The sequence below is a fragment of the Actinomycetaceae bacterium MB13-C1-2 genome (assembly GCA_035621235.1).
Lineage (GTDB): Bacteria > Actinomycetota > Actinomycetes > Actinomycetales > Actinomycetaceae > Scrofimicrobium.
In genome coordinates this window covers 1,790,596-1,813,876 of sequence record CP141731.1, presented here as the reverse complement: position 1 = coordinate 1,813,876, position 23,281 = coordinate 1,790,596, and the positions used below count along the sequence as shown (strand labels likewise).

Genomic DNA, 23,281 nt, shown 5'->3' with positions numbered 1-23,281 from the left:
AATCCCGCTCTACTCAGATGGGAATAATCTCGCCGGTTCTCCAGACGGCGGAATATCAAGCATCCGCACTGCTTCGGCTACGGATGCAGAGAATAGCGGACCAACCGTGTTTCCCTCAGGCAGGGTATTCGAGGGTTTATAGAGCATCGCCGTGATTACTATCTGTGGATCATCAGCGGGAACAATGCCCATGATCGAGGGAACGATACCTCCACCAGCGACTTCGGCGGTACCCGTCTTAGCGGCGATCCGGTATCCCTCAACGGCAGCCAACTGACCCGTCCCAATTTCATCGACAACGACGGATTCCATCATTGTCCGTAGAGTTTTGGCGACCTCGGGTGAGAGAGCCTCACGCGGCTTGGCTGTTTCCTTCTGGTGGTAGATTCCATCAGCAGTGGTCCAACCGTCTACAAGATGGGGAGCATTCCACACCCCATCGTTCCCGATGACTGCCCCGATTGCGGTGGTCTGCAGAACGTTAACACCGACTCCCTGGCCGAACATGTTGGCGAACTTTGTCCGACCGTCCCACGAATCAGGAGCGCCTAGCATACCCGCGGTTTCGCCCGGCAGTTCCACTCCGGTCGACTGCCCCAGACCGAAGTCAAGGAAGGTCTGGTATCGGTCTTCATCACTGACCGTCATTCCCACCTGGATGGTTCCCGTGTTGGAGGACATCGCGAGGACACCGGTAGCAGTCAGGTCATAGGTTGGGTGATCGGAATAGTAGTCATGAAAATTCTGGTCACCAATGTCGATCGTGGCCGGAACAGAATATCGCGTGGTCGGTGTTATGGTCCCCTTTTGCAGCGCTGTGGCAAAAGTAAGGACTTTACCGACGGAACCGGGCTCATAGAGATTCTGCACCGTTGCTGATGGCTGCGGTCCCTCGAGCGGTGAGCGTTCAAATGAGTCCGCAAGCACCAGGATGCGAGAGGTAGCGACGTCCATGATCACCACGGAGCCCCACTCGGCTCCCCACTGCGCGACTGACTGGTCCAATAGCTCTTGAATGGAGTACTGGAGATCTGAATGAATGCTGGTGTGCAGGGTCGCTCCCGGAACGGCCTCTTTGGTGGTAACTTTTGCGCCGGGCATTCTCGCGCCGGTAGGACCAATCTCGTAGGCTTCCTCACCGGGAACTCCGGTGAGGAGATCATTGAAGGTAAGTTCCAGTCCTGAGCTGCCGTTGCCCTCATAATCGACGGTACCTACCACGGTCGCCGCCGTCGTTCCGGCAGGATACTGACGTTCGAAGCTTGGCTCTAGCTCAATTCCATAGATGTTTAGCGATCGAATCTCGCGAGCGGTCTGCAAATCAACATTCTTAGCCAAATATTGATACTGCGAATCACCGACCAGTTCTCCGCCGAGTTCAGAAGGATCCCGCTCCAGTATCGGAGCCAAGAGTCTCGCGGCTTCAGCCGGCCCCGTGCCGACCAGCTTGCCGTCTTCATAGTTGCGGAACTCAGGGATTACCTGCTGCCGAACAGCGACGTGATAGGTCTTGACCGTGTCGACAAGCACCTGTCCGTCGGCATCCACGATCGAACCTCTTGGCGCGTCAACCGGCAGAGCGGAGGTACGGACGATCCGCCCCTGTTCGGCCAGTTCCGCCCCTCGGACGATTTGGATATTGAACAGCTGGACTCCGCAAGCAATCAATGCCATCAGAGCAATGATCCACACCGCTTTCCCGCGGCTGCGCGCTTTGGGCATGGCTACGCCCGCTGCATCTGTGCCGCTACGAGTCACTTGGCTGGCTCCCCTCCGGTCACCGTTCCATCCACCAGAGATACCGCACCCGGAGCTGCGGCACGCACGAAGCCTAGGGTCTCCGCGCGTTCTTGAAGCGCAGGCGCGGCGTTGAGTTCTAGCAGCCTGGATTCGAGAACTGTGGACTGTGTATTCACCTCCGCCAACTCGACGCGCAGATCACGGATTGCGTAAGAGGTCTGAGCCATGTGCGTGTTGACAACCAGAGGCAGAGCGATGGCCACCGTCAAGATAAGAAGCGCAAGAAGAACAATCGGCCAAGCGCGGCCCGGCGAAGCAGTCTCGTTCCTGGTGACAACCTGGATGTGAGGATGACCGCTTTCTTGTTCTGATAGAGACGATCTGCGAACCGGTCGGCTTGCGGCTGAGGTGTAACGCGGCGCGTATGAGGGTGCCACTCTGGCTGCACTGTTGCTATTCATTGTTCACTCCAGGGTGCGATCAGTTCGCCGGCCCGTAATCGCACTGAGGCGGCTCGCGGGTTATCTTGGATTTCTTGTTCTGTTGCCTTGCGCGCTCCGTGGGTCAAAAGCTCCAATCGCCGCCCCTGTTCGGCCCTGGCCGCATCCACGGGTACACCGACGGGAATCTGGGAGCCCTGTGTCTTAGTTCCCTCGGCGAATGTGGCCTTGACGATTCGATCCTCTAGCGACTGGTAGCTCTCAATCACGATGCGGCCACCGACCCGCAATGTCGCGAGGGCCCTTGGGAGCGCCCTCTTCAGGATCGCGAGTTCGTCGTTGACAGCAACCCGTATCGCCTGGAATGTACGCTTGGCGGGGTTACCCCCCTTGCGCCTGGCCGGGGCCGGGATCGCGTCCCTAACCACCTCAACGAGTTCTGAAGTCTTCTCAAATGGTCTGTCGGCTCTGCGGGCAACGATCAGTCGAGCAATCTGCGGTGCGAACTTCTCGTCCGATCCCTCACGAAGAATTCGGACCAGTTCCTTCTCGTCAGCAGTGTTAATCAACTCGGCAGCGGAAATGCCTTCCTCCGGGTTCATCCGCATGTCGAGAGGAGCGTCGCTAGAGTACGAGAAGCCCCTCTCATTTAGATCTAGTTGCATCGAAGACACACCCAGATCCATAAGAATTCCGTCAACACTTCGTCCACCACTAGCGTCGGGAATCTGGTCATAGGTTCCGTAAAAAGGAACAAAGCGATCTCCGAACGGGGCGAGCCGCTTTGACGCCAGCTCCAGAGCTCTAGGGTCTCGATCAATCCCAATGACCGTCAGTGATTCGAAACGCTTTAGGGCACCCTCGGTGTGGCCTCCCAATCCCAGTGTCGCGTCGATCATTATCGGCTCGGCGGTATCGAAGGAGGGTTCCAAAAGGTCAAGACACGCCTCTAGCAGGACTGGCGCATGAAGGGAGGCGATTTCGGCGTCCGGGTACGGCAGGTCCGTGGCTTGCGGTCTAGCTTCTGTTGCCACGTCTCCTCCTACCCAAAATGTGTGTCCGCTCCCCTGTTTTCCGCTGCTATGGCGAACTGCCTGCTTCTTCTCTCGGTGCCCGGTGGTCCCATCCGTATCCGTGGCCCCCACCCGCGGGTTCTGAGATCGGGGAAGTGAACTCAGATCCCGCGGCCGAGACCACAGACACGGCGAGGTCCTAGTAGAGGCCCGGAATGACTTCCTCCTCTGTGCTCGCAAATTGATCTTCGACTCCGGAGAAGTAGTCATTCCAAGACTCGGCATCCCAAATCTCGGCTCTGGTTCCGGCACCGATTACAACCAGGTCGCGTTCGAGCTTCGCGTATTTGCGCAGTCGCGGTGGGATCGTTACTCGGCCCTGTCGATCCGGGGTAGAGTCTTCGGCTCCGGAGAAAAGTACGCGTAGATAGCCGGAGTTCCGCTGCTTGCCAGAATCCTCACGTAGCTCTGTAACCATCCGCTCAAACTCAGTTTCCGGAACGACGTATAGGCAACGTTCTTGGCCGGGAGCTAAGACAAGTCCCGCCGAGAGCTGATCACGAAACTTCGCAGGGAGGATAACGCGTCCCTTTTCATCAAGCTTTGGCTCATAGGTTCCAAGAAACACGGCACACCTCCTCTGATGCACCACATTACTCCACTTTCACCCATATCCATCCACTTCGAGCCAAATTGGCCCCGTGTCTCGTCCAAAAATGGGCAAAAGAAAACTCGGACACCTTCTGTGTCCGAGTTGGATGCGGCTCTACAAAGCCGGTGGTGGAATGTGGAGGACTATCTGCGGTCTTCCCACCGCTTACGTCGTTCTTCCTCTCGCGATGCCTTCTTCGGCGTCGTCTGCTGCGAAGAAGGTAACTTCAGGTTGGCGTTCTCGGTATTCTTGCTGTTCTTGTCCGCGCTCAGGGCGTACAGCACCCCACCGACCATCAACAGGAACCCCACAGCACCCAAAACCACCGAGAGAATTGAGAACCCGATCGTCACACCCGTTAGAACAATCGCCAATCCAGCGGCCGCAAGGATACTTCCCAACGCGATACGGCGAGGGGAAAGCTTTGACTTCGGCGCCGCTGGTTCCACTGTCGGAGGGGCGGCTTGAGCCATTGCATCGGCCAAATCAGGATCCTGCTGGCGCAGGTGCTGTTCCATCTCTGCGAGAATCTGCTTCTCGTACTCAGAAAGTGCCATGGCCCCTCCCCTCAGCTTCAGTTCCGCTTGCATATCAGCAGGCTTGGGTCTTGCTCTCTTCCAGCTTAGTCGCTCTGAGGCTTATTCAAAGACTCGGCCCGCCTCAACAGACTCGCCGGAAGCAGTGCCTGTGGCCCATAACGCTCCCTCGCCCTGTCCATTGTCTGCTCAGTAACCCGCTTCCTCGGGTCTTCATCTAGCAGTACTGGGACCCCGGAATCCGTCCCGACCAGGCCCGATACTCCTACACCAGCCAGCCGCACTCCCCCTCTAGGAAGCCCCTCAGCGGCCAGCAACTGCGCGGCAGCGTGGGCGACAACACTGCCAACATCCGTCGGAGCGCTTAACGTTCGCGACCTGGTTATGGTCTTGAAGTCACCCGATCTCAGTTTTAGAACCACGGTCCAACCGAGCAGCGAAGCGGCCCTAAGTCTCTTCGCGCACTGGTGAGAAGCCGAGAGCACAAAACGATCCAACTCACTTCTATCAAGCACATTCTCACTGAACGTCCGCTCGGTCGAAATGGACTTCTCTCTTGCCCTTGGCCCAACTGCGCGAGCATCGCGCCCCCACGCAAGCTCAAGTAGATGACGCGCAGAAGCCTCGCCGACCCAGCGTGAGAGCAAAGACAGCTCCGTGTTCGCCAAATCTCCAACCGTGTCGATTCCCCGGCTGGTAAGGATCTGGCCCGTCTTCCTTCCCACGCCCCAGAGCGCTCCGACCGGAAGTGAGTGTAGGAACTCGACTGTCCGGTCACTGGGAATAAGCAGTAGTCCGTCTGGTTTGGCGTGGGCTGAGGCGATTTTGGCAACGGACTTGGTGGAGGCGATGCCAACGGAGGCGGGAAGTCCAATCTGCGCCCGGATCTCTCTGCGTATCCGCTCACCTATCGTCAGCGGTGATCCGAGCCTGCGGACAGATCCCGAAACATCGAGGAATGCCTCGTCGATACTCAGCGGCTCTAGGTCGGGGGTGACCTTACCGAGCAGATCCATGACTCTTGCCGAGTATTCGGCATACAGTCCGTGACGCCCCGAAAGAAATACGGCTCCAGGCACTAACTGTCTCGCCTGCCCGATTGGCTGTCCGGCCCGGACCCCGTGGGCTCGGGCTTCGTAGGTCGCCGAGGTGACAACCCCTCGGTTCCCCAGGCCGCCAACCACGACGGGTTTTCCCTGCAACTCGGGGTTCTCTTTCAGTTCAACCGAAGCAAAGAAACTATCCATATCAACGTGGAGGATTGGGGTTTCGGAGTCATCTGTCCCCCAGTCTCGTCTCGCAGACGATGATCGTGGAGAGATTGACACGACGAAACCTCCGTTCATTTGTCATTCCGACTCTCAGATATGGCATTGTCTAGTTCCGACTCTCAGATATGGCATTGTCTAGTTGTGGCAAAGGGTAGAGCATCGAGCAGAAAAACTCATTCGGTCGAAGCAGCGACCGCGGGCGGACTCATCCTGCGTCTTGATGGCTCAATTCTGACACTCACCACCGCGGGAACCGAGCAGTCTCGCCTAGACCTGGATCGGCCGGATGTCCTCGATTTCGAGTACATGCAACATCTTGATCTGCTTCTCGGATCACGTCACCGCGAAGCTGAAAGGCTCAGAGTACTGCACGGCGGAGCCGGAGCCTGCGCCCTTCCCCTCCACTGGGCCCAGAAGTACCCGGCCGCGTCACAAGTGGCGGTCGATACCGATGCGGAGATGTTGGGGATGCTGAAGGAATGGAAGGTGCTTTCCCCTCGTAGTCGAATCAAGCTTCGTGTCGGGGACGCCCGAGAGGTCCTTGAAGGAAGCGGAGCCACCTACGACGTGATCGTGAGGGACGCATTCGCTGGGGAATCGACGCCCCGTTCGCTCACGACTACGGGGTGGCACGAACTGGTTCGCTCAAGACTGCGACCCGGTGGCACCTATTTAGCGAACATCGCGCACGGCGCGACCTCCTCTTGGACAAGGGGGCAGGCGGGTTCTATCACCAGCAAGTCGGATGTAGCCGCCGCATTCTCAGTCTTTCCCTCGCTTGTTGCGATCGCCGACAGAAAAGTCTGGCGAGGTGACCGCCGCGGCAATATTTCCCTGGCCGCCTGGGAACGAGGCGAGATGGACAGAGAGTGGCTCGAGCAACAAGTTCGCAGACTGCCGCTGCCCGTCGCGGTCTACTCTCGCCCCGAAATCGCCACCTGGCTCGCCGGAGTTGACCCTTCGCGTGATAGCGCCTAGCTGACAGCCACCTCGGCCCGAGGACGACGTATGCTGAGGGCCCTTCGCACGACAGCAGAACCGGGACTTTCGAGATGGTCACCAATGGGCAAACTGCCCAGTCATTGCCGATGACGCGCAAATGCGCGAATGAAGGAAGCTAGTCCTCCTGGCTATCCTCGTCGTTCGCGGTGGGCGTCTGCGGAGTCTCGTCATCTTCTCCCGGCGGTGAAGCCCTATGTCTCGGAACGTGCTTGTTCTCTGAGTTCACAGATCCGCCCGGTCGAATATCAACATCGCGCCGGCGCTTCTGTTTCGAGTGGGTTCGCAGATAGCTCTCGATCGCCTCTCCTATGGCATCCGCGAGCGACTCATCCGTCTCACCGTTTAGCTGTTCAACCTCGGGGAAACTTCCATCTTGGGGCGCAGCCCCCATGACCCGATCCCAGTCAACCGTATCTGTATCTTCAGCAGTTCGGAGAACATCAACCCCGTCCTCGTCTGCGACAAACTCCCCGTCAGTCGGCCCGGAAGCGATCGCATCAAAATGCTTCTCAAGAGCCATCACGGTACTTTGTAGATCGTGGTTGTGTTCCACTAGCTCATTTACTTGTCCAGTCTCCTCATCCGCGCCGCGTTCGAGGTCACCGACAGGAAGCGAAAGTTCGGCCATTTCGGACAGGCGACGAATGAGCGCAGACGACGCCCGAGGAAATGTGGTCCCCGACATGTAGTAGGGCACCGTGGCAAGCAAGCTGACACCGGAGCGCCCGGTACGCGAGAGCTTGAACTGCAGGTACGAGGTGTAAGGGGAGGGGAACTGGGCGATGCCTGCCATTAGGGGTTGGTCCGGCACCAGGTCGGCCTCAGTACTCTGGACGTGAACGGTCGACGGACGTGTATGAGGAACTGCTGCGGGTAGTCCGTGCAGAGTGAAAACCGCCTCGACTCCCGCGTCATCGGCAATCTGACGGATCGCCTCAGTAAACGTCTTCCACTTCGCGTCCGGTTCCGGACCGTGCAACAACAGAACCGGCTGCCCCTGGTCATCATGGATCAGGTCAATCGCGATCTCAGGTTCACTGACATCGGTGGTTACCCAGTCTTCGACCTGCATTGTCGGCCGATGGGACCGGTAGTCGACCAACTCATCGGAATCAAAGGTCGCGACTCGCTGAACATTCAGTGTCTTCAGCAGTTGTTCCACCGCGAGCGCGCCAGCGGCCCCCGCGTCAAGTGAACCGTCCAGATGGGCGACAAGAATTGGGGCCCTGGCCTCACGGGCTGGTCCCGGTGTAAACAGATCTTCGGGTCTTACCATCGCGCACCTCCTTGCGGACTCCACTGATCTTCTAACCGTATCCATCCGTCGCAAGAAGATCGAGAGAAGCAGAGCGAATTGAGCCAGCAGGGAACAATGAAGAATCAAACCTTCTTGCAGCGAGGATGACCTCGTCCCCCGAATAGGGAATAATGGATTGCTTGGAAAATCCAGCTTGGGAAAGGTCGGCGTGAATGAGTGAGTCCCCGCAGGATTTCGAGGCCGATATCGCCAGGGAGCAACGTTTCGTTGATCAGGCATACGAAGTACTTGAACGCCTGCGTACGGAGTATCGACGCTCCCAGCGCGAAGTCGAGTCGCAGGGCGGCTACGGAACTCCCCAGGCACGGACGGAAAGAGACGCAAAGGCAGCCCACTTCGGGGATCAGGCATCGCGTCTAGAGCAGATTGAGGATCGACTGGTCTTTGGTCGCATCGACATGAATGACCGGTCCAGTCACTACATCGGGCGGGCGGGGCTTCCCGATTCTGATGGCGGACGACTGCTGGTCGATTGGCGTGCCCCGGCAGCTCGACCCTTCTATCAGGCAACAGCCGCGGAACCGGGAGACGTTGTTCGAAGGCGTCACATAGCCACCCACCTCCGCAAGGTTCGAGGGATCGAAGACGACGTTCTCGATGCCCAGGCCGCGGCGGGACAAGGATTGCAGTTCCAAGGCGAGGGCGCCCTAATGTCGGCTCTCGCTTCGGCCCGTGACGGGCGAATGAGTGACATTGTTGCGACCATTCAGGCAGAGCAAGATTCCATCATCCGAGCAGACGGAAACGGGATCATGGTTGTTCAGGGAGGACCGGGAACTGGAAAGACCGCTGTCGCCCTCCACCGTGCCGCCTACCTGCTCTACACCCATAGAGAGCGCCTGGAGCGCTCCGGGGTTCTGGTTGTAGGGCCTTCACGGGTTTTCCTCCGCTATATCGAACAGGTTCTACCTTCGCTGGGTGAGGCAGGCGTTGTTTCCGTGACCATGGGGTCACTGGTGCCGGGAATAAGCACAGACATCACAGACACCTCCGAAGTTGCCCATGCTAAGGGCAAGATTGAATGGACCCAGACCCTTCGAGCGGCCGTGCGTGACCTACAACGTATTCCCGCCGAAACCAAGCACTTCACCATCGATGGACGCGAAGCACATCTGAGCCCACAGATGGTCCGTGACGCGAGAACTAGGGCGCGCAGAACCGGTCGGCCCCACAATGTTGCCCGCGATGGTTTCGCGCTGGAGCTAGTCGATGCACTCTCTAAGCAGTTGGCCGGGAGCGATGCGGACCCCGAAACACTCGATTGGTGGAGGGAATCCGTCAGGGGCGAACGTGACATCAGACGAGAGATAAATCTCTGTTGGATGCCGACCAGTGCCATCGGCCTGCTCCGTCGTCTGTACTCACATCCAGAAACCCTTCGCCGGGTTGCAAGAGGTCTAACTCCGTCGGACATTGAACTGGTCTCTCGTTCGTCGGACTCCCCGATCACTATCTCTGACGTGCCCCTTTTGGACGAGCTTGAGGAACTACTCGGCACTTCAGAAGCCATCGCAAACTCAGAGTCGACTGCCCAGAGCAGGCGCGAGGAAGAAGAGTTAGAGCGGGTCAGGACTGCGATGGAGGGCCAGCATCTGGGCGGCGGAATCGTGAGCGCTGAAATGCTAGCTCAGCATGTACGAGGACCGAGAGAATGGGCTCCGCTGGCAGAACGTGCGCTAGCTGATCGCACCTGGAGCTATGGACACATTGTCGTTGACGAGGCACAAGACCTCACCCCCATGGCATGGCACACGCTATTGCGCCGCTGCCCCTCCCGATCATTCACAGTTGTTGGAGACCTTGACCAGGCGCGCGGACACCACCGGCCTTCTTCCTGGTATCAGGCACTGGGACCTGCCGCCCGAGGCCTGTCAGAAGAGTTCGTTCTCACTATCTCCTACCGCACGCCTGAGACCATCACACGGGTAGCACAGTCCGTGATGGAAGAACTCGGTCATCCGGTGCTGTTCCCACTGACCTCCGCGCGAGACGTACCCGATGCCCTGGCGGACACCCATATTGAGGTTCACTCCGCCTCCGAGCGTCCTTCCGATGATCTCCTCTGGGAGGCGGTACAGCGCGTGGTGGACGAGGAAATAGAAAAGCTGGACCTTGAGGTCGGACCCGGAAGCGGCCGAATTGGCGTCCTGGTCTCCGACGAACGCGGGCGGATGTGGGCAGCCGACTCTAAGGGCGACACCGCTCTCGACCAGCGCGTCAGTTTGCTTCGCGTTGTCGGGGCTAAGGGCCTGGAGTTTGATGTAACAGTCATTGTCGAGCCCGACGAGATTGCGGCGGGCGGCGCGGGAGACCTATTTGTGGCTATGACGCGTTCAACAAGACGTCTGCACTCCGTCAGAACTAGAGACCTGCCAGCGGCTTGGAAGCGGGCCCTCGACTCCACCAGGTGAAACCAGGCGACGCGAAAACCCCAAAAGAAGGAACATTGGGCCGTGACCAACGTACTTTTGCTTGAGAACCCACACCAGATTGCCTCCGAGATCCTTGAGTCGGCAGGACTTAATGTCCGCGTAGTCAAGGGCGGCCTAGACGAGAACGAACTTATCGATGCTCTCGATGGGGTCCAGATCCTCGGTATCCGATCAAAGACGGAAGTGACGACCAAAGTCTTAGCGCACAGTCCGTCTTTGGAGGCGATCGGGGCGTTTTGCATCGGCACCAACCAGGTAGCCCTTGGGGCAGCTGCTGAGCGAGGAGTACCCGTCTTCAACGCCCCGTATGCCAACACACGATCTGTCGTTGAGCTGGCAGTTGGCGAAATCATTGCCCTCACCCGTCGTCTCACGGTCAAGAACTCGAAACTGCACAAAGGGCGGTGGGACAAGACGGCGGCCAATGCACACGAGGTTCGGGGACGCACCTTAGGCATCCTTGGGTACGGAAACATCGGTACGCAGCTCTCGGTCCTTGCCGAAGCCATGGGCATGCGAGTGCTCTTCTTCGACATTGAGGAAAAGCTCGCGCTGGGTAATGCTGAGAAGGCCTCGTCCATGGCTGACATGCTGCGAAGAAGCGACGTGGTCTCAATTCACGTCAATGGGAATCCCGCCAACAAGAACCTGATCGGCGCCGAGGAACTGGCGACGATGAAACCCGGTTCCGTTCTGGTCAACCTGTCCCGGGGTTTCGTGGTGGATCAGGTTGCCCTAAAGGAAGCACTCGACTCAGGTCACCTTATCGGCGCGGCAGTGGATGTCTTTCCAGAGGAACCAAAGGAGACGGGAGACCCATTTGACTCTGAGCTTCAGGGAATGGACAACGTCATTCTTACTCCGCACATCGGGGGTTCCACCATTGAGGCGCAACACGATATCGGAGCTTTTGTCGCGCAGAAGCTCATTGACTATCTGACTCTTGGCAACACGTCAATGGCCGTGAACGTGCCGAACCTGTCGCTTCCGGTCACTCCCTCTTCCGCTGCCCGTCTCACATTCATGCACCACAACATTCCCGGCGTGATGGCTCATCTGAACGAAGCATTAGCATCAACGCACATCAATGTTGAGGGGCAGGGCCTAGCGACGATGGGCTCACTAGGTTACGCGATAACAGATGTGTCCACTCCATTGCCCCCTCTAGTTCTGGAACGGCTTAAGCTCTCAAACGCAAATGTCTCGGCTCGGTGCCTGAACCTGCAAATGTGACGAAGACGCACCCTAGACTGAGACCGGCAAGCTTTGACGGCGAGGGAGTGGGCAACGATGTCGCTAACTGACGAACTTAGGACCGAGTACGCACCGGGGGTTCCATATCGGACCGATTCTGGCGACCGGCGCCTTATTGATCTGTTATTCGACTCGGCAAAGCTTTACCCGAAGCGGGTTGCGCTCGATTTCCTGGCGCAACAAACCTCGTACGAGGACCTCGTACAACAGGTATTTAAAGCAGCAACGGTACTAAGCGAGGCCGGGGTCAAGCCTGGCGATCGCGTGGCGCTCGTAATGCCTAACTGCCCTCAACATATCGTTGCCCTGTTCGCTACGACCCTGATCGGTGGAATCGTTGTTGAGCACAATCCTCTCGCGCCGGCAGAGGAACTGCGACACGAGTTTGAACGGCACGGGGCGAACGTGGTTGTTGCCTGGGAGAAGGCCATAACGAATATGGACTTCCTGGACGCTAGCAAACGCGTCTACGGGGTAAATCTGGCCCACGATCTCTCGGCCACCAGCCGCGCTCTACTGAAGATTCCTCTCAAGTCCATTCGCGAGCGGAAGAACCAACTCGGAGCTAAGGTTCCAAAAACGGTTGTTTCATGGAACAAGACCGTAAGCAACGCGAAGCCTTGGAATGGCACTTGCCCCTCAGCTGCTGACCAGGTCGCGTTGCTTATTCACACAGGCGGAACCACCGGGGTTCCGAAGGCAGTGGCCCTGACCCACAAGAATCTCTGCTCAAACGTGTATCAGTCGGTCGCCTGGGTTCCTCCGCTTCACGAGGGCGCCGAGGTGTTCTACTCAGTGCTTCCCTATTTCCATGCATTCGGCCTCACGATCTCACTACTCGCTGGTCTACGCCTTGCAGCTACAATCGCTGTCTTCCCTAAGTTCGATCCGTCCCAGATACTGCTGTCACAGCGACGTCTACCCTGTACTTTCTTCTTGGGAGTACCTCCAATGTTCGATCGTCTTCTTGCCGAGCTAGAGAACATTCCCGTAGACATGACTTCGATGACGTTCTCGCTGTCCGGGGCGATGCCTCTTAGCCAGGAACTGATGGAGCGTTGGGAGCAAGCGACCGGTGGCCTAATGATCGAGGGCTATGGGATGAGTGAGGCGTCTCCGATTTTGCTCGGCTCACCCGTCTCACCTCTCAAAAGGGCCGGTGCTCTGGGAGTCCCCTTCCCCTCGACCGAGGTGCGAATTGTCGATCCCGAAAACACCGAGGTGGATGTCCCCGCAGGTGAAATTGGTGAGCTTCTGGCACGAGGACCGCAGGTTTTTGGAGGCTATTGGGAGAATTCTGAAGAGACAGCCGAAGTCCTCAAGGATGGCTGGCTTCACACCGGCGACCTGGTCCAGATTCGTGACGGCTTTATCTACATGGCAGACCGTCGCAAAGAGCTAATTATCTCCGGGGGCTTCAACATCTACCCCAGCCAGGTAGAGGACGCCGTTCGATCTATGCCAGGCATTGAAGACGTTGCCGTGGTCGGAATGCCGAGCGGAAAGAATTCGGGCGAGGACGTTGTCGCCGCTCTGGTTCTTGAGGCCGGCGCCTCGATTTCGCTTGCCGACGTTCGCGAGTGGGCCGAGAAGTCTCTGGCACACTACGCTCTTCCCAGGCAGATTGTCGTCGTTCAAGAGCTTCCGAAGTCCCAGATAGGTAAAGTCATGAGACGCCGTGTCCAGCGGCAAATCAGCGACATTCAGGACGGCATGAAGGTCGGTCTGGCTGCGGTGGCGGAACAGGTTTCTGATCTGGCGGAACGGGCAGGACAAGCCACGACGGCAGCAAAGGAATCTCTTGCGAGCGCGGCAGCCGCCACCTCGGACATTGCCTCTGGGCTTGGATCGAAGGCCACCGAGTTCATCAAGCAGGCCTCGGCCGGCACGGATGACTCGGACCTCATTGAGGAACATGAGTCTGAGGTAACCAGCGAGCAGCGTGAAGAAACGACGGAGATTGAGCACTCTACGGACGCAGACTAGTTCAACAGCGACCGAGTCCAGCGCAGAAGAACAAACCCGGGCCAGAACTGTAGCAAACCGGCAGAAAGCCAAACTAGCTTCAGACCGGGTCCAGCGCAGAAGAACGAACCGGGCCAGAACAGCGGTAAAGCCGCCAAAAGAGCGGACTCGGCCCGAAACCAGCAGGTCCGGTAAAGGACAGACTGGTTCACACGGTAGCTGTCACCACCGGAAGAAGTCTCACGACTTCTAGCCTGCCGTGGAATCCTCCCGGGTCTGATCTGCGCGAAGCTCAGCGATTGCCAGATCAAAATCATCGAGGGACTGGAATGACGAGTAAACCGACGCAAAGCGCAGATAGGCGACCTCGTCGAGCTGACGAAGAAACGGCAGGATAGCTTTGCCAACCTCGTCAGCCGAGACGGTAGCCTGTCCGGTGGCTCTTAGGGCATCCTCGACCTGATGAGCGAGATATGCCAGTTCCCGTTCCGAGACCGGGCGCCCCTGACAGGCTTTGCGAACTCCGGTGGTGATCTTGTCTCGTGAGAATGGCTCGACTACACCAGATCGTTTCTCGACCGAGAAGCTCGCAGTCTCAGTAGTTGTGAAGCGCCCATGGCACTCACTGCATTCACGACGACGGCGGATAGTGGTGCCGTCGTCGGTAACACGGGTGTCGACTACACGAGTGTCGTCATGCTGACAAAAGGGGCAGCGCAAGGTTTCCTCCCAAATACCGGGTAAGGAAACCGTAGTCCGACTTGGCGCTAACTCAAAGTGGAGGCTGAATCCGCAAAGCAAACCTGGCCAAGTACCAACCGAACACTGGTCCAAGGAAGAGGCTGAATCCGCACAACACACCCGGTCAAATACCAACCGGATACTGGTCCAAGGAAGAGGTTGAGTCCGCTCAACAAACCCGGTGAAATAGCAATCGGTACGAACCCAAAAAGAAAACGAATCAGACAAAACAGACGCGGTGAAATACGAAGCTGACTCCGGTCCAAAGAAGAAAGCGGATGCCGGTTCTAAGAAAAAGGCGAATCCCACCAAACCAGCGCGGCGAACCCCAAGCCTCAGTCGACGGGAACCAAGAGTTCTTGCCCGGGAATCAGCGTTGCGTCAACCAGTCCGTTTAGCATCCGGATGTCCTCGACAACATCCTCCAGTCCGCGACCGGAGTTCAGGGAAGCGGCAACTCCCCAGAGCGAGTCACCCGAGGCCACAGTATGGGTCCAGGTGTCCCCCTGATAGGTTCCCGGATTCAAAGCCGATCCGAGACCCACTCCCCCTCCGACTGCAAGCATGACTCCAGCCGTCCAACCGAGAACTTTCGCGTAGGTCGGAACCCGCGTGACGTAGCGAACCGAAGCAGTTTGTGGTTCCGATTGAGGAGACTTATGAGGGCTTCGCAAAGTCTGAGAAGCCGGATGACGACGGATAGCTTTCTCAAGTTCCATTCGATCACTCTGGGAAAGATGCGCGGACCTCGACTCTGCCCGCACCCTGCGATCTCGGGCTTCAGCGATATCAATTACCGGAGCCAAGCGCTGACGCTCTCTGTCGGCGGTGCCGATATTGGAATCAATTCCCACGTATGCCGTTACCGCACTCATTGTTCTACCTCCACTGCCCAAGGCCAATCGGCCCAGAGAATGCACTACCCTTTGATCTAGTCGAACATCTGTTCGTCGAACACTTGTACGATAACACCGGGGTCCGACAAAATGAAGACTCGCTCGAACATATGTTTGATTACGGCGTACTTTCGCCTACGCTTCAAGGAGAGGTAGCGGAAGACCGGAGGGACGACAATGACTGAAACCACGCGGATCACGCCCCGTCAGAGTCAGATATTGGACGTTGTCCAAGACAACATTGAGAAATACGGATACCCGCCGTCAGTTCGTGAAATTGGTGAGCGTGTCGGGCTGGCCTCACCCTCGACAGTCAAACACCACCTTGATGCACTCGAAAAATTGGGGTTATTGGAGCGCGTCGCAGGGCGACCTCGCGCACTACGCTCCACTGAACACTCCCCGCAACCTGATAGTCAGGCCGCGACACCGATTGAGATTCCGGTCTCCCACGCAGAGGGAGACGCATCCGATGTGCCTCTAGTGGGACGTATCGCGGCAGGCGCGCCAATCACCGCGGAGCAGAACGTAGAGGATGTGTTTTCTCTGCCTACCAGACTGACCGGAACCGGCCAGTTATTTGTGCTTGAAGTTCATGGCGACTCGATGGTTGAGGCAGCGATCTGCGACGGTGATTTTGTCGTGGTGCGCGCGCAGAGAACCGCCAACAACGGCGAGATTGTCGCGGCAATGATTGAAGACGAGGCAACTGTGAAGGTTTGGTCACTCACCTCGGACGGCGCCTGGCTTCTGCCTCGTAATGAGGACTATCAGCCAATTCCAGCCGAACACGCAGTCATCTTGGGCCGCGTTGTCACCGTGGTGCGCGCGCTCTAGCTCGCCTAAAGGTCAACGTGCGTATTTGCGGGAACATTTCGCCGATCCGTCGTACGCATCTCCAATCAGATAAGGCGCCGACACGCCGCAAAAAAACACCGTAGAAGTCCCCGGTCTGATTGGAAGTTCAGTTCTGAGCTAGAACCCCAGTGATCTCGCAGCCTGCCTGATCTGGTCGGCACACTTACGCAACCCTCGTAGTTCCTCAACGCTCAGCGGCGGCTCCAAGATACGTCCTGCACCCTCACGTCCGACAACGGTCGGAACCGCCATACACACGTCCGAGATACCGTTCCAGTCATCAAGGTACGTCGACACAGTCATAACCCTGTGCTCATCGCGCAATACGGAACCAGCAATGTAGTTCGAGGCCACTCCAATCGCGTAGTTTGTTGCACCCTTCCCTTCGATGATGTTGTAGGCCGAGTTGATCACGTCCTGGGCAATATCGTTCTTTAGTTCAGGGTCAAAAATACGGCCGGTTAGTGTGGGTCCCCACTGGTCGACCGGAACGTTCCCGATTTCAGCACTGGACCAGAGCGCCACCTGGGAGTCGCCATGTTCTCCGGCAATCATCGCGTGAATTGACTTCGATGAGACCCCGGTCTCACGGGAAATAAGGTAGCGGAACCTTGAACTGTCAAGGACTGTTCCCGAGCCAAACACGTGGCCCGAGGGCCGACCCATGATCTGAATCGCCGCGTACGTCACGACGTCAACCGGGTTGGTAACGAACATATAGATAGCATCGGGGGCGGCAGCCATCAGCTCTGGAATAACGGTTTTCATCAGACCGACCGTGGACTCGGCTAGCTCCATGCGGGTCTGTCCTGGCTTCTGTTTTGCGCCCGCGGTCACAATGACCATGTCAGAACCCTGCAGGATGTTTATGTCGTCCGAGCCCTCAACAGCTCCGACCGGCATGAACTGGATACCGTGCGCAATGTCGAGCCCCTCGGCACGTACCTTCGGTCCGTTAATGTCGTAGAGAGCAATGGATCGGGCTACCCCGCTTATCGCTGCTGAGTACGCAACAGCGGTACCAACGGCACCCGCACCGACCACGGAGAGCTTTGAAGGGCGCCCCTGCGCCAAGATTGTCGGAGTATCCGAGGTCTTTGCATCGTCGCTGGACAATTTGTTCTCCTATTGCTGGTGCACCTGTGTTATTGCTCAAAATCAAATCTACTAGTCTGACGTGACGGAGTCAGCGAGTACCTCTCCGTCACGCAGAGCGGATGCTGCTGCCTCAAGCGCCGCCGCGAGATCTGGATCAACGCGAGCGACCAGATGGGTTCCTCGCTCGCTCCACTCCTCGCTCATCACCTCACCGGTCTCGTGTGCGGCGCTGACCAAACGGGAATCCGAGAAAGGAACAACTAGGTCAACCTGAGCTTGAGGTCTGGGAAGGCGGGCGGCGATAACTTCCTGCAGTTTTTCGATTCCTTCCCCAGTGTGAGCCGAGATTTCAATGGCCTCCGGAAAGGTGGCTCGGAGCATCGCGCGGGCCTCTGGCTTTGCCAGATCAACCTTATTAAGGACGATTACCTCTGCAGAAGGCCTGTATCCCTCAATCTCTGCCAAAACCTGTCGCACCGCCTGCACCTGAGACACGGGATCAGGGTGCGCGGCATCGACTACGTGCAAAACCACGTCAGACTCACCGATCTCTTCGAGTGTTGACCGGAAAGCCTCGACCAGTTGAGTCGGAAGATTTCGAACGAAACCGACAGTGTCCGTGAGGGTGTACTGTCTTCCGTCGGGCGTGGTTGTCCGACGGACCGTGGGGTCCAAGGTGGCGAACAACGCGTCCTGCACCAGGATTCCCGCCCCGGTTAGCGCGTTGAGAAGCGTCGATTTTCCAGCATTTGTATAACCGGCAATAGCAACGGATGGCACCCCTCCCTTGCGCCTGCCAGAACGCTGCGTTTTACGCGCTGGGGCCATCTGGCGGATCTGCTGGCGCAGCTTGGCCATCCGAGTGCGGATACGGCGCCGGTCCAGTTCGATCTTTGTCTCGCCGGGTCCGCGGGAACCGATTCCCTCGCCTCCGGCGACTCGGCCACCAGCCTGACGGGACATTGACTCACCCCAGCCACGAAGCCTGGGTAGCAAATACTCAAGCTGGGCCAGCTCGACCTGTGCTTTGCCCTCGCGGGATTTTGCGTGCTGGGCAAAGATATCGAGGATCAGGGCCGTCCGATCAACGACCTTAACCCGCACGACATCCTCAAGCGCGCGCCGTTGCGAGGGTGCAAGGTCAGAGTCGACGACCACCGTATCGGCACCCATTTCCGCAACCAACTCGCGCAATTCTTCGGCTTTTCCTCGACCTAGATACGTTGCTGGATCGGGGTTCATTCGCCGCTGGATTAGCGATGCTAATACCTCGGACCCCGCCGTCTCTGCGAGGGCCGCCAATTCGGCAACCGAGTTCTCGGCCTCAGCCAAGGTCTGGTCGGTTCGCAAACCCACTAAGACGACACGTTCGAGGCGCACCTTGCGGTACTCAACCTCGGAGACATCTTCGAGTTCTGTAGAGAATGAGGTTCCGCGCCCAGTCGCCCGACGCTCTTCCCATTCCTCGCTCATCTCCGGCGAGGAATCATCTTCTGTCTCGCCGGACTGCAGGGCCTGTGCACCGCGCGCCAGTACCCGCGCAGCAACTTCTTCAGCTCGCTGCAGGTTGGCTTCCCGCTGTTCTTCCAAAGTCAGTTCTTCTGGCACAAGTCCTCTTTCATCTGTCCTCGGTTCCAGCTTACCGCCCGGGCAACTACGCTACTTAGGGTGAGCAGTCATTACTTCACCAGCAACGAGATCGCGCGTGAGTCCGAGTTGCGGCCGGTGCGCGTCGCGATCCAGGGCCTATCCCTTCAAATGGTCACTGCCGACCAGGTCTTTTCTTCGTCCGGCCTGGATATTGGGACGAGAGTTCTTCTAGAAGCAGTCCCGTCTCCCCCGCCGACTGGAACGTTCCTTGACCTAGGGTGCGGTTGGGGGCCCATTGCGGCCGTTCTAGCAACGAAGTCTCCGGGCGCGCAGATTTGGGCAGTGGATGTCAACGAACGAGCGCTCAACCTAACTGCCAGGAACGCCGCTAATCTCGACCTTGGCAATATCAAGACCATGACCGAGCCAGAGGCCTTGAAACGACAGGCGTCCTCAAATACAACATTCGACCTTATCTGGTCCAATCCGCCCGTACGGATCGGGAAAAAGCCCTTGCAGGAGTTGCTGCTTCGCTGGCTCTCTCACCTCTCTGAGACGGGTATCGCATACCTGGTTATCGGAAAGAACCTCGGCGCCGACTCAATGGCCCGTTGGCTTGACAGTCAGGACTTCGTCACCAGCCGCGTCGCGTCAAAGAGGGGTTTCCGCGTTCTGAGCGTTCAGAAGAACCTCAAGAGCAAGCTGTAACGAGACCGGGTCTACCCCATCGATCCAAGTTATCCGGGGGTCCGCCCGGAACCATTTGATCTGACGCTTCGCTAACTGCGTTGTCGCAAGTGTTATCGACTCGCGCGCCTCTTTCTCGCTGATCTGTCCCTCTAGCATCGCGAGAACCTGGGAGTACCCGGTTGCTCTTGCAGCCGTCTTGGATTCGCCAAGTCCGATCTCTCTGAGCCGGGAGACTTCCTCGACCAGACCCTCATCAAACATTGCCGCAGTCCGAAGACTAATCCGCTGTTCAAGCTCTTTCGCATCGCGACGAATCCCAATTTGGACGGCAGGTGAGACATACCGCCGCTTGGGCAGCGTCGCTGAGAAGGGTTCGCCCGTCACCTCAATAACTTCGAGTGCACGGACGATACGCCTTCCGTTTCTCGGATTGATACTGCGAGCTGCTTCAGGATCAGACTCCGACAGTTCCCGGTGCAGCGTTTCTGGGCCGTAGCGAGTCAAGCGCTCTTCGAGTCTTTCGCGGATTGCCGGGTCTGTGGGTGGAAAGTGCATCTCGTCCAGTAGAGCCCTGACATAGAGACCCGATCCTCCAACTACAAGGGGAAGCTTGTTGGAGCGCTGGATGGTTGCAACGTCTGCACGCGCGTCCTTTTGATACTTTGCTACCGAAGCCTCGTCCATAATGTCTAGAACGTCTATCTGATGGTGGATGATCCCTCGGCGCTCCGCAAGAGGCAGCTTCGCGGTTCCGACGTCCATTCCGCGATACAGCTGCATGGCGTCGGCGCCAACGATCTCGACCGCCTCGGGGCCGCTGATTGTGAGGTGTGCCGCGTACAGCTCGGCCAAGTCGAGAGCAAAGTCAGACTTACCGCTGGCAGTGGGTCCCACTACCGCCAGAATCATTGCGCTCTACCTGACGCGAAGGGTTGGGATTCCCAACCCTACTCTGGTGTCTTCTTCGGGAGCGCTCTGACGTGTCTGCCAAGCATCTCCCGCCCGAGTTCTTCTCACGCTGTATAGTCCGCCCGTCTCAAGCCCGGAGTCGGCCAATAGATGATGTGGCGCGCCGTGAGTGGCACGAACCGAGACCATGTCACCGGGGCGAGGTTCGACGCTCCCCTCAGGAACTGCAAAGTGAACCAAACGGTTGTCTCTGGATCGTCCTGAAAGTCGTCGCGTGAATCCGTCCTTGCGTCCCTCGCCCTCGGCAACCAGAACTTCCAGTTCCCTGCCCACCAGGGCCTCGTTCTCTTCCGTCGAGATTCGGTTCTGTAGGTCGATTAGGCGCGAGTATCGCTCGGCCATCACGTCGTCTGGAATCATGTCTGTGCGGCCAGCAGCAGGAGTTCCCGGTCGAGGCGAGTACTGGAACGTGAATGCGGAGGCAAAGCGTGACTGCTCAACCACCTCTAGCGTCTGCTCGAAGTCTTCATCCGTCTCACCTGGGAATCCGACAATGATGTCGGTGGTGATCGCTGCATCTGGGATCGCATCGCGGACGCGCTCTAGAATCCCCTCGAAGCGAGAGCGGCGGTATGAGCGACGCATTTCCTTTAGGACTCGGTCAGAGCCGCTTTGTAAGGGCATGTGAAGGCTCGGCATAACCGTAGGAGTCTCGGCCATTGCGACGATAACGTCATCCGTGAAAGACGCGGGGTGGGGCGAGGTAAACCTGAGTCGTTCCAAGCCTTGAACCTGGCCGACTTTACGAAGTAGCGAAGCGAACGCCTTACGGTCTCGGAACGAGGCTCCATATGAGTTTACGTTCTGCCCCAACAGGGTCACCTCGATAGCGCCCTCACTTACCACTGCGCCGACCTCGTCAAGTATCTCTTCAGGCATGCGGTCGCGCTCGCGTCCGCGCAGACGAGGGACGATGCAGAAGGTACAGGTGTTATTACAACCGACCGAGATTGAGACCCAGGCTGCGTATGAGGACTCCCTCGCCGAGGGAAGAGTGGAAGGAAAGACCTTGAGCGATTCCTCAATTTCTACTGCGGCTTCACTGTTGTGCTGGGCCCGCTTCAGAAGTGCCGGGAGCACGTCGATATTGTGAGTTCCAAACACAGCGTCAACCCACGGAGCACGCTGAACGATTCCATCTCGCATCTGTTGGGCGAGGCAACCGCCGACGGCAATCTGCATCCCGGGCCGATCACGCTTGACTGAGGCGAGTTGGCCCAGATTGCCAAAGAGTTTGTTCGCGGCATTCTCACGCACCGAACAGGTGTTGATGACGACGACGTCTGCTCCGCTGTCGCCCGCTTCAGTTGCCCTCGCGGCTGCTTCGGGGACAAGCTCTACGGGAACGAGTCCCATGTCTTGAAGCAGACCTGCCATCCGTTCGGAGTCGTGCAGATTCATCTGGCATCCGAGCGTTCGAACCGAGTACGTGCGCGGCAGTGCCGGGACGTCAAGTAACTGAGTTTCCATCGGCTGAAAGCCTACTTCGCTTGCCGCGCGGGTCCAACTGAGAGCGTCCAATCCCACGTCATGCCGGACCTGATTGAGTGAGGTGCCACGTCTAGTTCTCCCGGAATGTTCTCAACAATTCAGCGCTAAGGGCCAACGCCGCGTCCACCGACTGCGCCCTTACTTGTTCACGGGATCCCTCAAACCTGTGTTTCGAGACTACTTCAATGGACTCTTCATGTGTCCGGTCTTCGAGACTCGTCAGCACTGCCGCAACATAGACCAGGCCCTGTGGCCCCTCTTCGCTATCTCCCGGTCCCGCGACACCGGTTGTAGAGAGTCCGAGCGAGGCGTCCATCAGTCTTGCCACACCCAGCGCCATCTGCAGTGCGACCTCCGCCTGCACCGGACCACCATTGTCCAGAAGCCGCTGTTCAACTCCCAGGATCGAATGCTTAATGTCGGTGGCGTATGAAATAACCCCGCCCCTGAATACGCTAGAACTGCCCGGAATATCAACTACTGCCGAACTCAGCAACCCTCCCGTCAATGACTCTGCGGTCGCAAGTGTGAGGCCGGAGTCCCGGAGTCGCGAGAGTAGCTCGTCTGCGGATGAAAGCGGGGCAGGAACTGAGAACGCTGTCGTCATCGGGGCTGATGTAGTGCCAGGCGCCTCGGCGTTCACACTAGAGTCCTCCCAAATCCGAGTAGTAGCCTTTGGAGCCGCTACACGCGTTGTCTCTTCCATATCACCAGACCTGCTCATCGCGCTCCTCGCTATCAGATTCTTCAATGAGCCTAGCCAGTACCGCCATTACGACCGACTGGTTGAAACCTCGACGTTGCAGGAAGCTCGCGGTTCTCCGTCTCCACTTCTCTCGCTGGTCCCAATCGTCAGGGACGAGGTGAGTCTTGCGTCTGGCAGCGTTAAGGGCCCTGTCAAACTCTTCCCTAGAATCGATCTGGAGAACTAGCGGCTCCCAGATATCCTTCGATATTCCTCGCTTCTTCATCTGTTCCGTGAGTCCCCGACGACCGAGATTTGAATACTGTCGAGACAGTATCTCCGCAAATCTTTGGTCATCGAGGTACTTTTGCTCAATAAGTCGATCAAGCGCTGACTCAATATCGGAAGGATCAAAACCTCGCGCATTAAGCTTCTGTTGCAGCTCAAACCTTGAGTGCTCCCTCATGCCGAGGAGTCTTACGGCGCCGTCGTAAGCGCTACCTTTCGGAGGTTCCTTGCTCCGAAAACCATCCCGGTTAGATTCCCTCGCGTTATCCTTAGTGGACATGGGGCCGTTTCCCGGTAGCCCCCGAGAACTCGACTCGGAATTCCTTGCCCTCTGCGGTCGTGGACATGTCAC

The 23,281-nt window shown here is 57.8% G+C and carries 21 protein-coding genes; 6 read left to right on the top strand and 15 right to left on the bottom strand.

Features of this window, described 5'->3' with window-relative positions; all coding sequences use genetic code 11:
- Positions 1 to 9: 9 nt before the first annotated feature.
- The 6 genes from U6G28_07920 to dinB all read right to left on the bottom strand — a co-directional run bounded on the left by U6G28_07920 (position 10) and on the right by dinB (position 5,709).
- Complete coding sequence (locus tag U6G28_07920; protein WRS29450.1) at positions 10 to 1,758, bottom strand: penicillin-binding protein 2; 1,749 nt, start codon at positions 1,756 to 1,758, stop codon at positions 10 to 12.
- Positions 1,755 to 2,201, bottom strand: coding sequence for a hypothetical protein (locus U6G28_07915; GenBank protein WRS29449.1), 447 nt, complete (start codon positions 2,199 to 2,201; stop codon positions 1,755 to 1,757). The genes U6G28_07920 and U6G28_07915 overlap by 4 nt, the downstream gene beginning before the upstream one ends.
- Positions 2,198 to 3,214, bottom strand: coding sequence for a 16S rRNA (cytosine(1402)-N(4))-methyltransferase RsmH (gene rsmH, locus U6G28_07910; protein WRS29448.1), 1,017 nt, complete (start codon positions 3,212 to 3,214; stop codon positions 2,198 to 2,200). Before rsmH ends, U6G28_07915 begins: the two co-directional genes overlap by 4 nt.
- A gap of 178 nt (positions 3,215 to 3,392) precedes the next feature.
- The gene (mraZ, locus tag U6G28_07905; GenBank protein WRS29447.1) at positions 3,393 to 3,821 is read right to left on the bottom strand and encodes a division/cell wall cluster transcriptional repressor MraZ; all 429 of its coding nucleotides are present in this window, start codon (positions 3,819 to 3,821) and stop codon (positions 3,393 to 3,395) included.
- Between the two features lie 167 nt (positions 3,822 to 3,988).
- The gene (locus U6G28_07900) at positions 3,989 to 4,435 is read right to left on the bottom strand and encodes a DUF3040 domain-containing protein (protein WRS29446.1); all 447 of its coding nucleotides are present in this window, start codon (positions 4,433 to 4,435) and stop codon (positions 3,989 to 3,991) included.
- Between the two features lie 32 nt (positions 4,436 to 4,467).
- A complete protein-coding gene (gene dinB, locus U6G28_07895) occupies positions 4,468 to 5,709 on the bottom strand; it encodes a DNA polymerase IV (GenBank protein ID WRS29445.1) in 1,242 nt (413 codons plus the stop codon).
- An 84-nt stretch (positions 5,710 to 5,793) separates the two neighbouring features.
- Here dinB and U6G28_07890 point away from each other — a divergent pair, with 84 nt between their 5' ends.
- Positions 5,794 to 6,630 (top strand): fused MFS/spermidine synthase, encoded by an 837-nt coding sequence (locus U6G28_07890; GenBank protein WRS29444.1) that lies wholly within the window; start codon positions 5,794 to 5,796, stop codon positions 6,628 to 6,630.
- Positions 6,631 to 6,769: 139 nt separating this feature from the next.
- Here the strand turns inward: U6G28_07890 and U6G28_07885 are convergent, their stop codons facing one another.
- Complete coding sequence (locus U6G28_07885) at positions 6,770 to 7,930, bottom strand: PAC2 family protein (protein ID WRS29443.1); 1,161 nt, start codon at positions 7,928 to 7,930, stop codon at positions 6,770 to 6,772.
- Positions 7,931 to 8,124: 194 nt separating this feature from the next.
- Between U6G28_07885 and U6G28_07880 the strand changes: the two genes are divergently transcribed.
- Genes U6G28_07880 through U6G28_07870 form a run of 3 tightly spaced genes read left to right on the top strand, consistent with a single transcriptional unit; the run spans position 8,125 to position 13,644 of the window.
- Positions 8,125 to 10,383: an AAA family ATPase gene (locus tag U6G28_07880; protein WRS29442.1), complete on the top strand. Its 2,259-nt coding sequence runs from the start codon at positions 8,125 to 8,127 to the stop codon at positions 10,381 to 10,383.
- Positions 10,384 to 10,425: 42 nt separating this feature from the next.
- Entirely contained in the window at positions 10,426 to 11,637 is a 1,212-nt protein-coding gene (gene serA, locus U6G28_07875) for a phosphoglycerate dehydrogenase (GenBank protein ID WRS29441.1), read from the top strand.
- A gap of 57 nt (positions 11,638 to 11,694) precedes the next feature.
- Positions 11,695 to 13,644 (top strand): AMP-binding protein, encoded by a 1,950-nt coding sequence (locus U6G28_07870; protein WRS29440.1) that lies wholly within the window; start codon positions 11,695 to 11,697, stop codon positions 13,642 to 13,644.
- Positions 13,645 to 13,872: 228 nt separating this feature from the next.
- On the opposite strand, the gene nrdR is transcribed toward U6G28_07870, so the two are convergent.
- Positions 13,873 to 14,343, bottom strand: a complete 471-nt coding sequence (nrdR, locus tag U6G28_07865; GenBank protein ID WRS29439.1) for a transcriptional regulator NrdR — start codon at positions 14,341 to 14,343, stop codon at positions 13,873 to 13,875.
- 356 nt (positions 14,344 to 14,699) lie between these two features.
- The gene (locus U6G28_07860; GenBank protein WRS29438.1) at positions 14,700 to 15,239 is read right to left on the bottom strand and encodes a LysM peptidoglycan-binding domain-containing protein; all 540 of its coding nucleotides are present in this window, start codon (positions 15,237 to 15,239) and stop codon (positions 14,700 to 14,702) included.
- Between the two features lie 198 nt (positions 15,240 to 15,437).
- Between U6G28_07860 and lexA the strand changes: the two genes are divergently transcribed.
- Positions 15,438 to 16,097, top strand: coding sequence for a transcriptional repressor LexA (gene lexA / locus U6G28_07855; protein ID WRS29437.1), 660 nt, complete (start codon positions 15,438 to 15,440; stop codon positions 16,095 to 16,097).
- A gap of 138 nt (positions 16,098 to 16,235) precedes the next feature.
- Here lexA and U6G28_07850 read toward each other — a convergent pair whose 3' ends face one another.
- A complete protein-coding gene (locus tag U6G28_07850; GenBank protein ID WRS29436.1) occupies positions 16,236 to 17,234 on the bottom strand; it encodes an L-lactate dehydrogenase in 999 nt (332 codons plus the stop codon).
- Positions 17,235 to 17,285: 51 nt separating this feature from the next.
- Entirely contained in the window at positions 17,286 to 18,824 is a 1,539-nt protein-coding gene (hflX, locus tag U6G28_07845; protein ID WRS29435.1) for a GTPase HflX, read from the bottom strand.
- Between the two features lie 60 nt (positions 18,825 to 18,884).
- On the opposite strand from hflX, the gene U6G28_07840 reads away from it, so the two are divergent.
- The gene (locus tag U6G28_07840; GenBank protein ID WRS29434.1) at positions 18,885 to 19,514 is read left to right on the top strand and encodes a methyltransferase; all 630 of its coding nucleotides are present in this window, start codon (positions 18,885 to 18,887) and stop codon (positions 19,512 to 19,514) included.
- On the opposite strand, the gene miaA is transcribed toward U6G28_07840, so the two are convergent.
- The 4 genes from miaA to U6G28_07820 all read right to left on the bottom strand — a co-directional run bounded on the left by miaA (position 19,458) and on the right by U6G28_07820 (position 23,209).
- Positions 19,458 to 20,405: a tRNA (adenosine(37)-N6)-dimethylallyltransferase MiaA gene (miaA, locus tag U6G28_07835; protein ID WRS29433.1), complete on the bottom strand. Its 948-nt coding sequence runs from the start codon at positions 20,403 to 20,405 to the stop codon at positions 19,458 to 19,460. The genes U6G28_07840 and miaA overlap by 57 nt on opposite strands.
- 6 nt (positions 20,406 to 20,411) lie before the next feature.
- Positions 20,412 to 21,935: a tRNA (N6-isopentenyl adenosine(37)-C2)-methylthiotransferase MiaB gene (gene miaB / locus U6G28_07830; protein WRS29432.1), complete on the bottom strand. Its 1,524-nt coding sequence runs from the start codon at positions 21,933 to 21,935 to the stop codon at positions 20,412 to 20,414.
- Between the two features lie 91 nt (positions 21,936 to 22,026).
- The gene (locus U6G28_07825; protein ID WRS29431.1) at positions 22,027 to 22,680 is read right to left on the bottom strand and encodes a CinA family protein; all 654 of its coding nucleotides are present in this window, start codon (positions 22,678 to 22,680) and stop codon (positions 22,027 to 22,029) included.
- Entirely contained in the window at positions 22,664 to 23,209 is a 546-nt protein-coding gene (locus U6G28_07820) for a regulatory protein RecX (GenBank protein WRS29430.1), read from the bottom strand. The genes U6G28_07825 and U6G28_07820 overlap by 17 nt, the downstream gene beginning before the upstream one ends.
- Between the last annotated feature and the right edge of the window lie 72 nt (positions 23,210 to 23,281).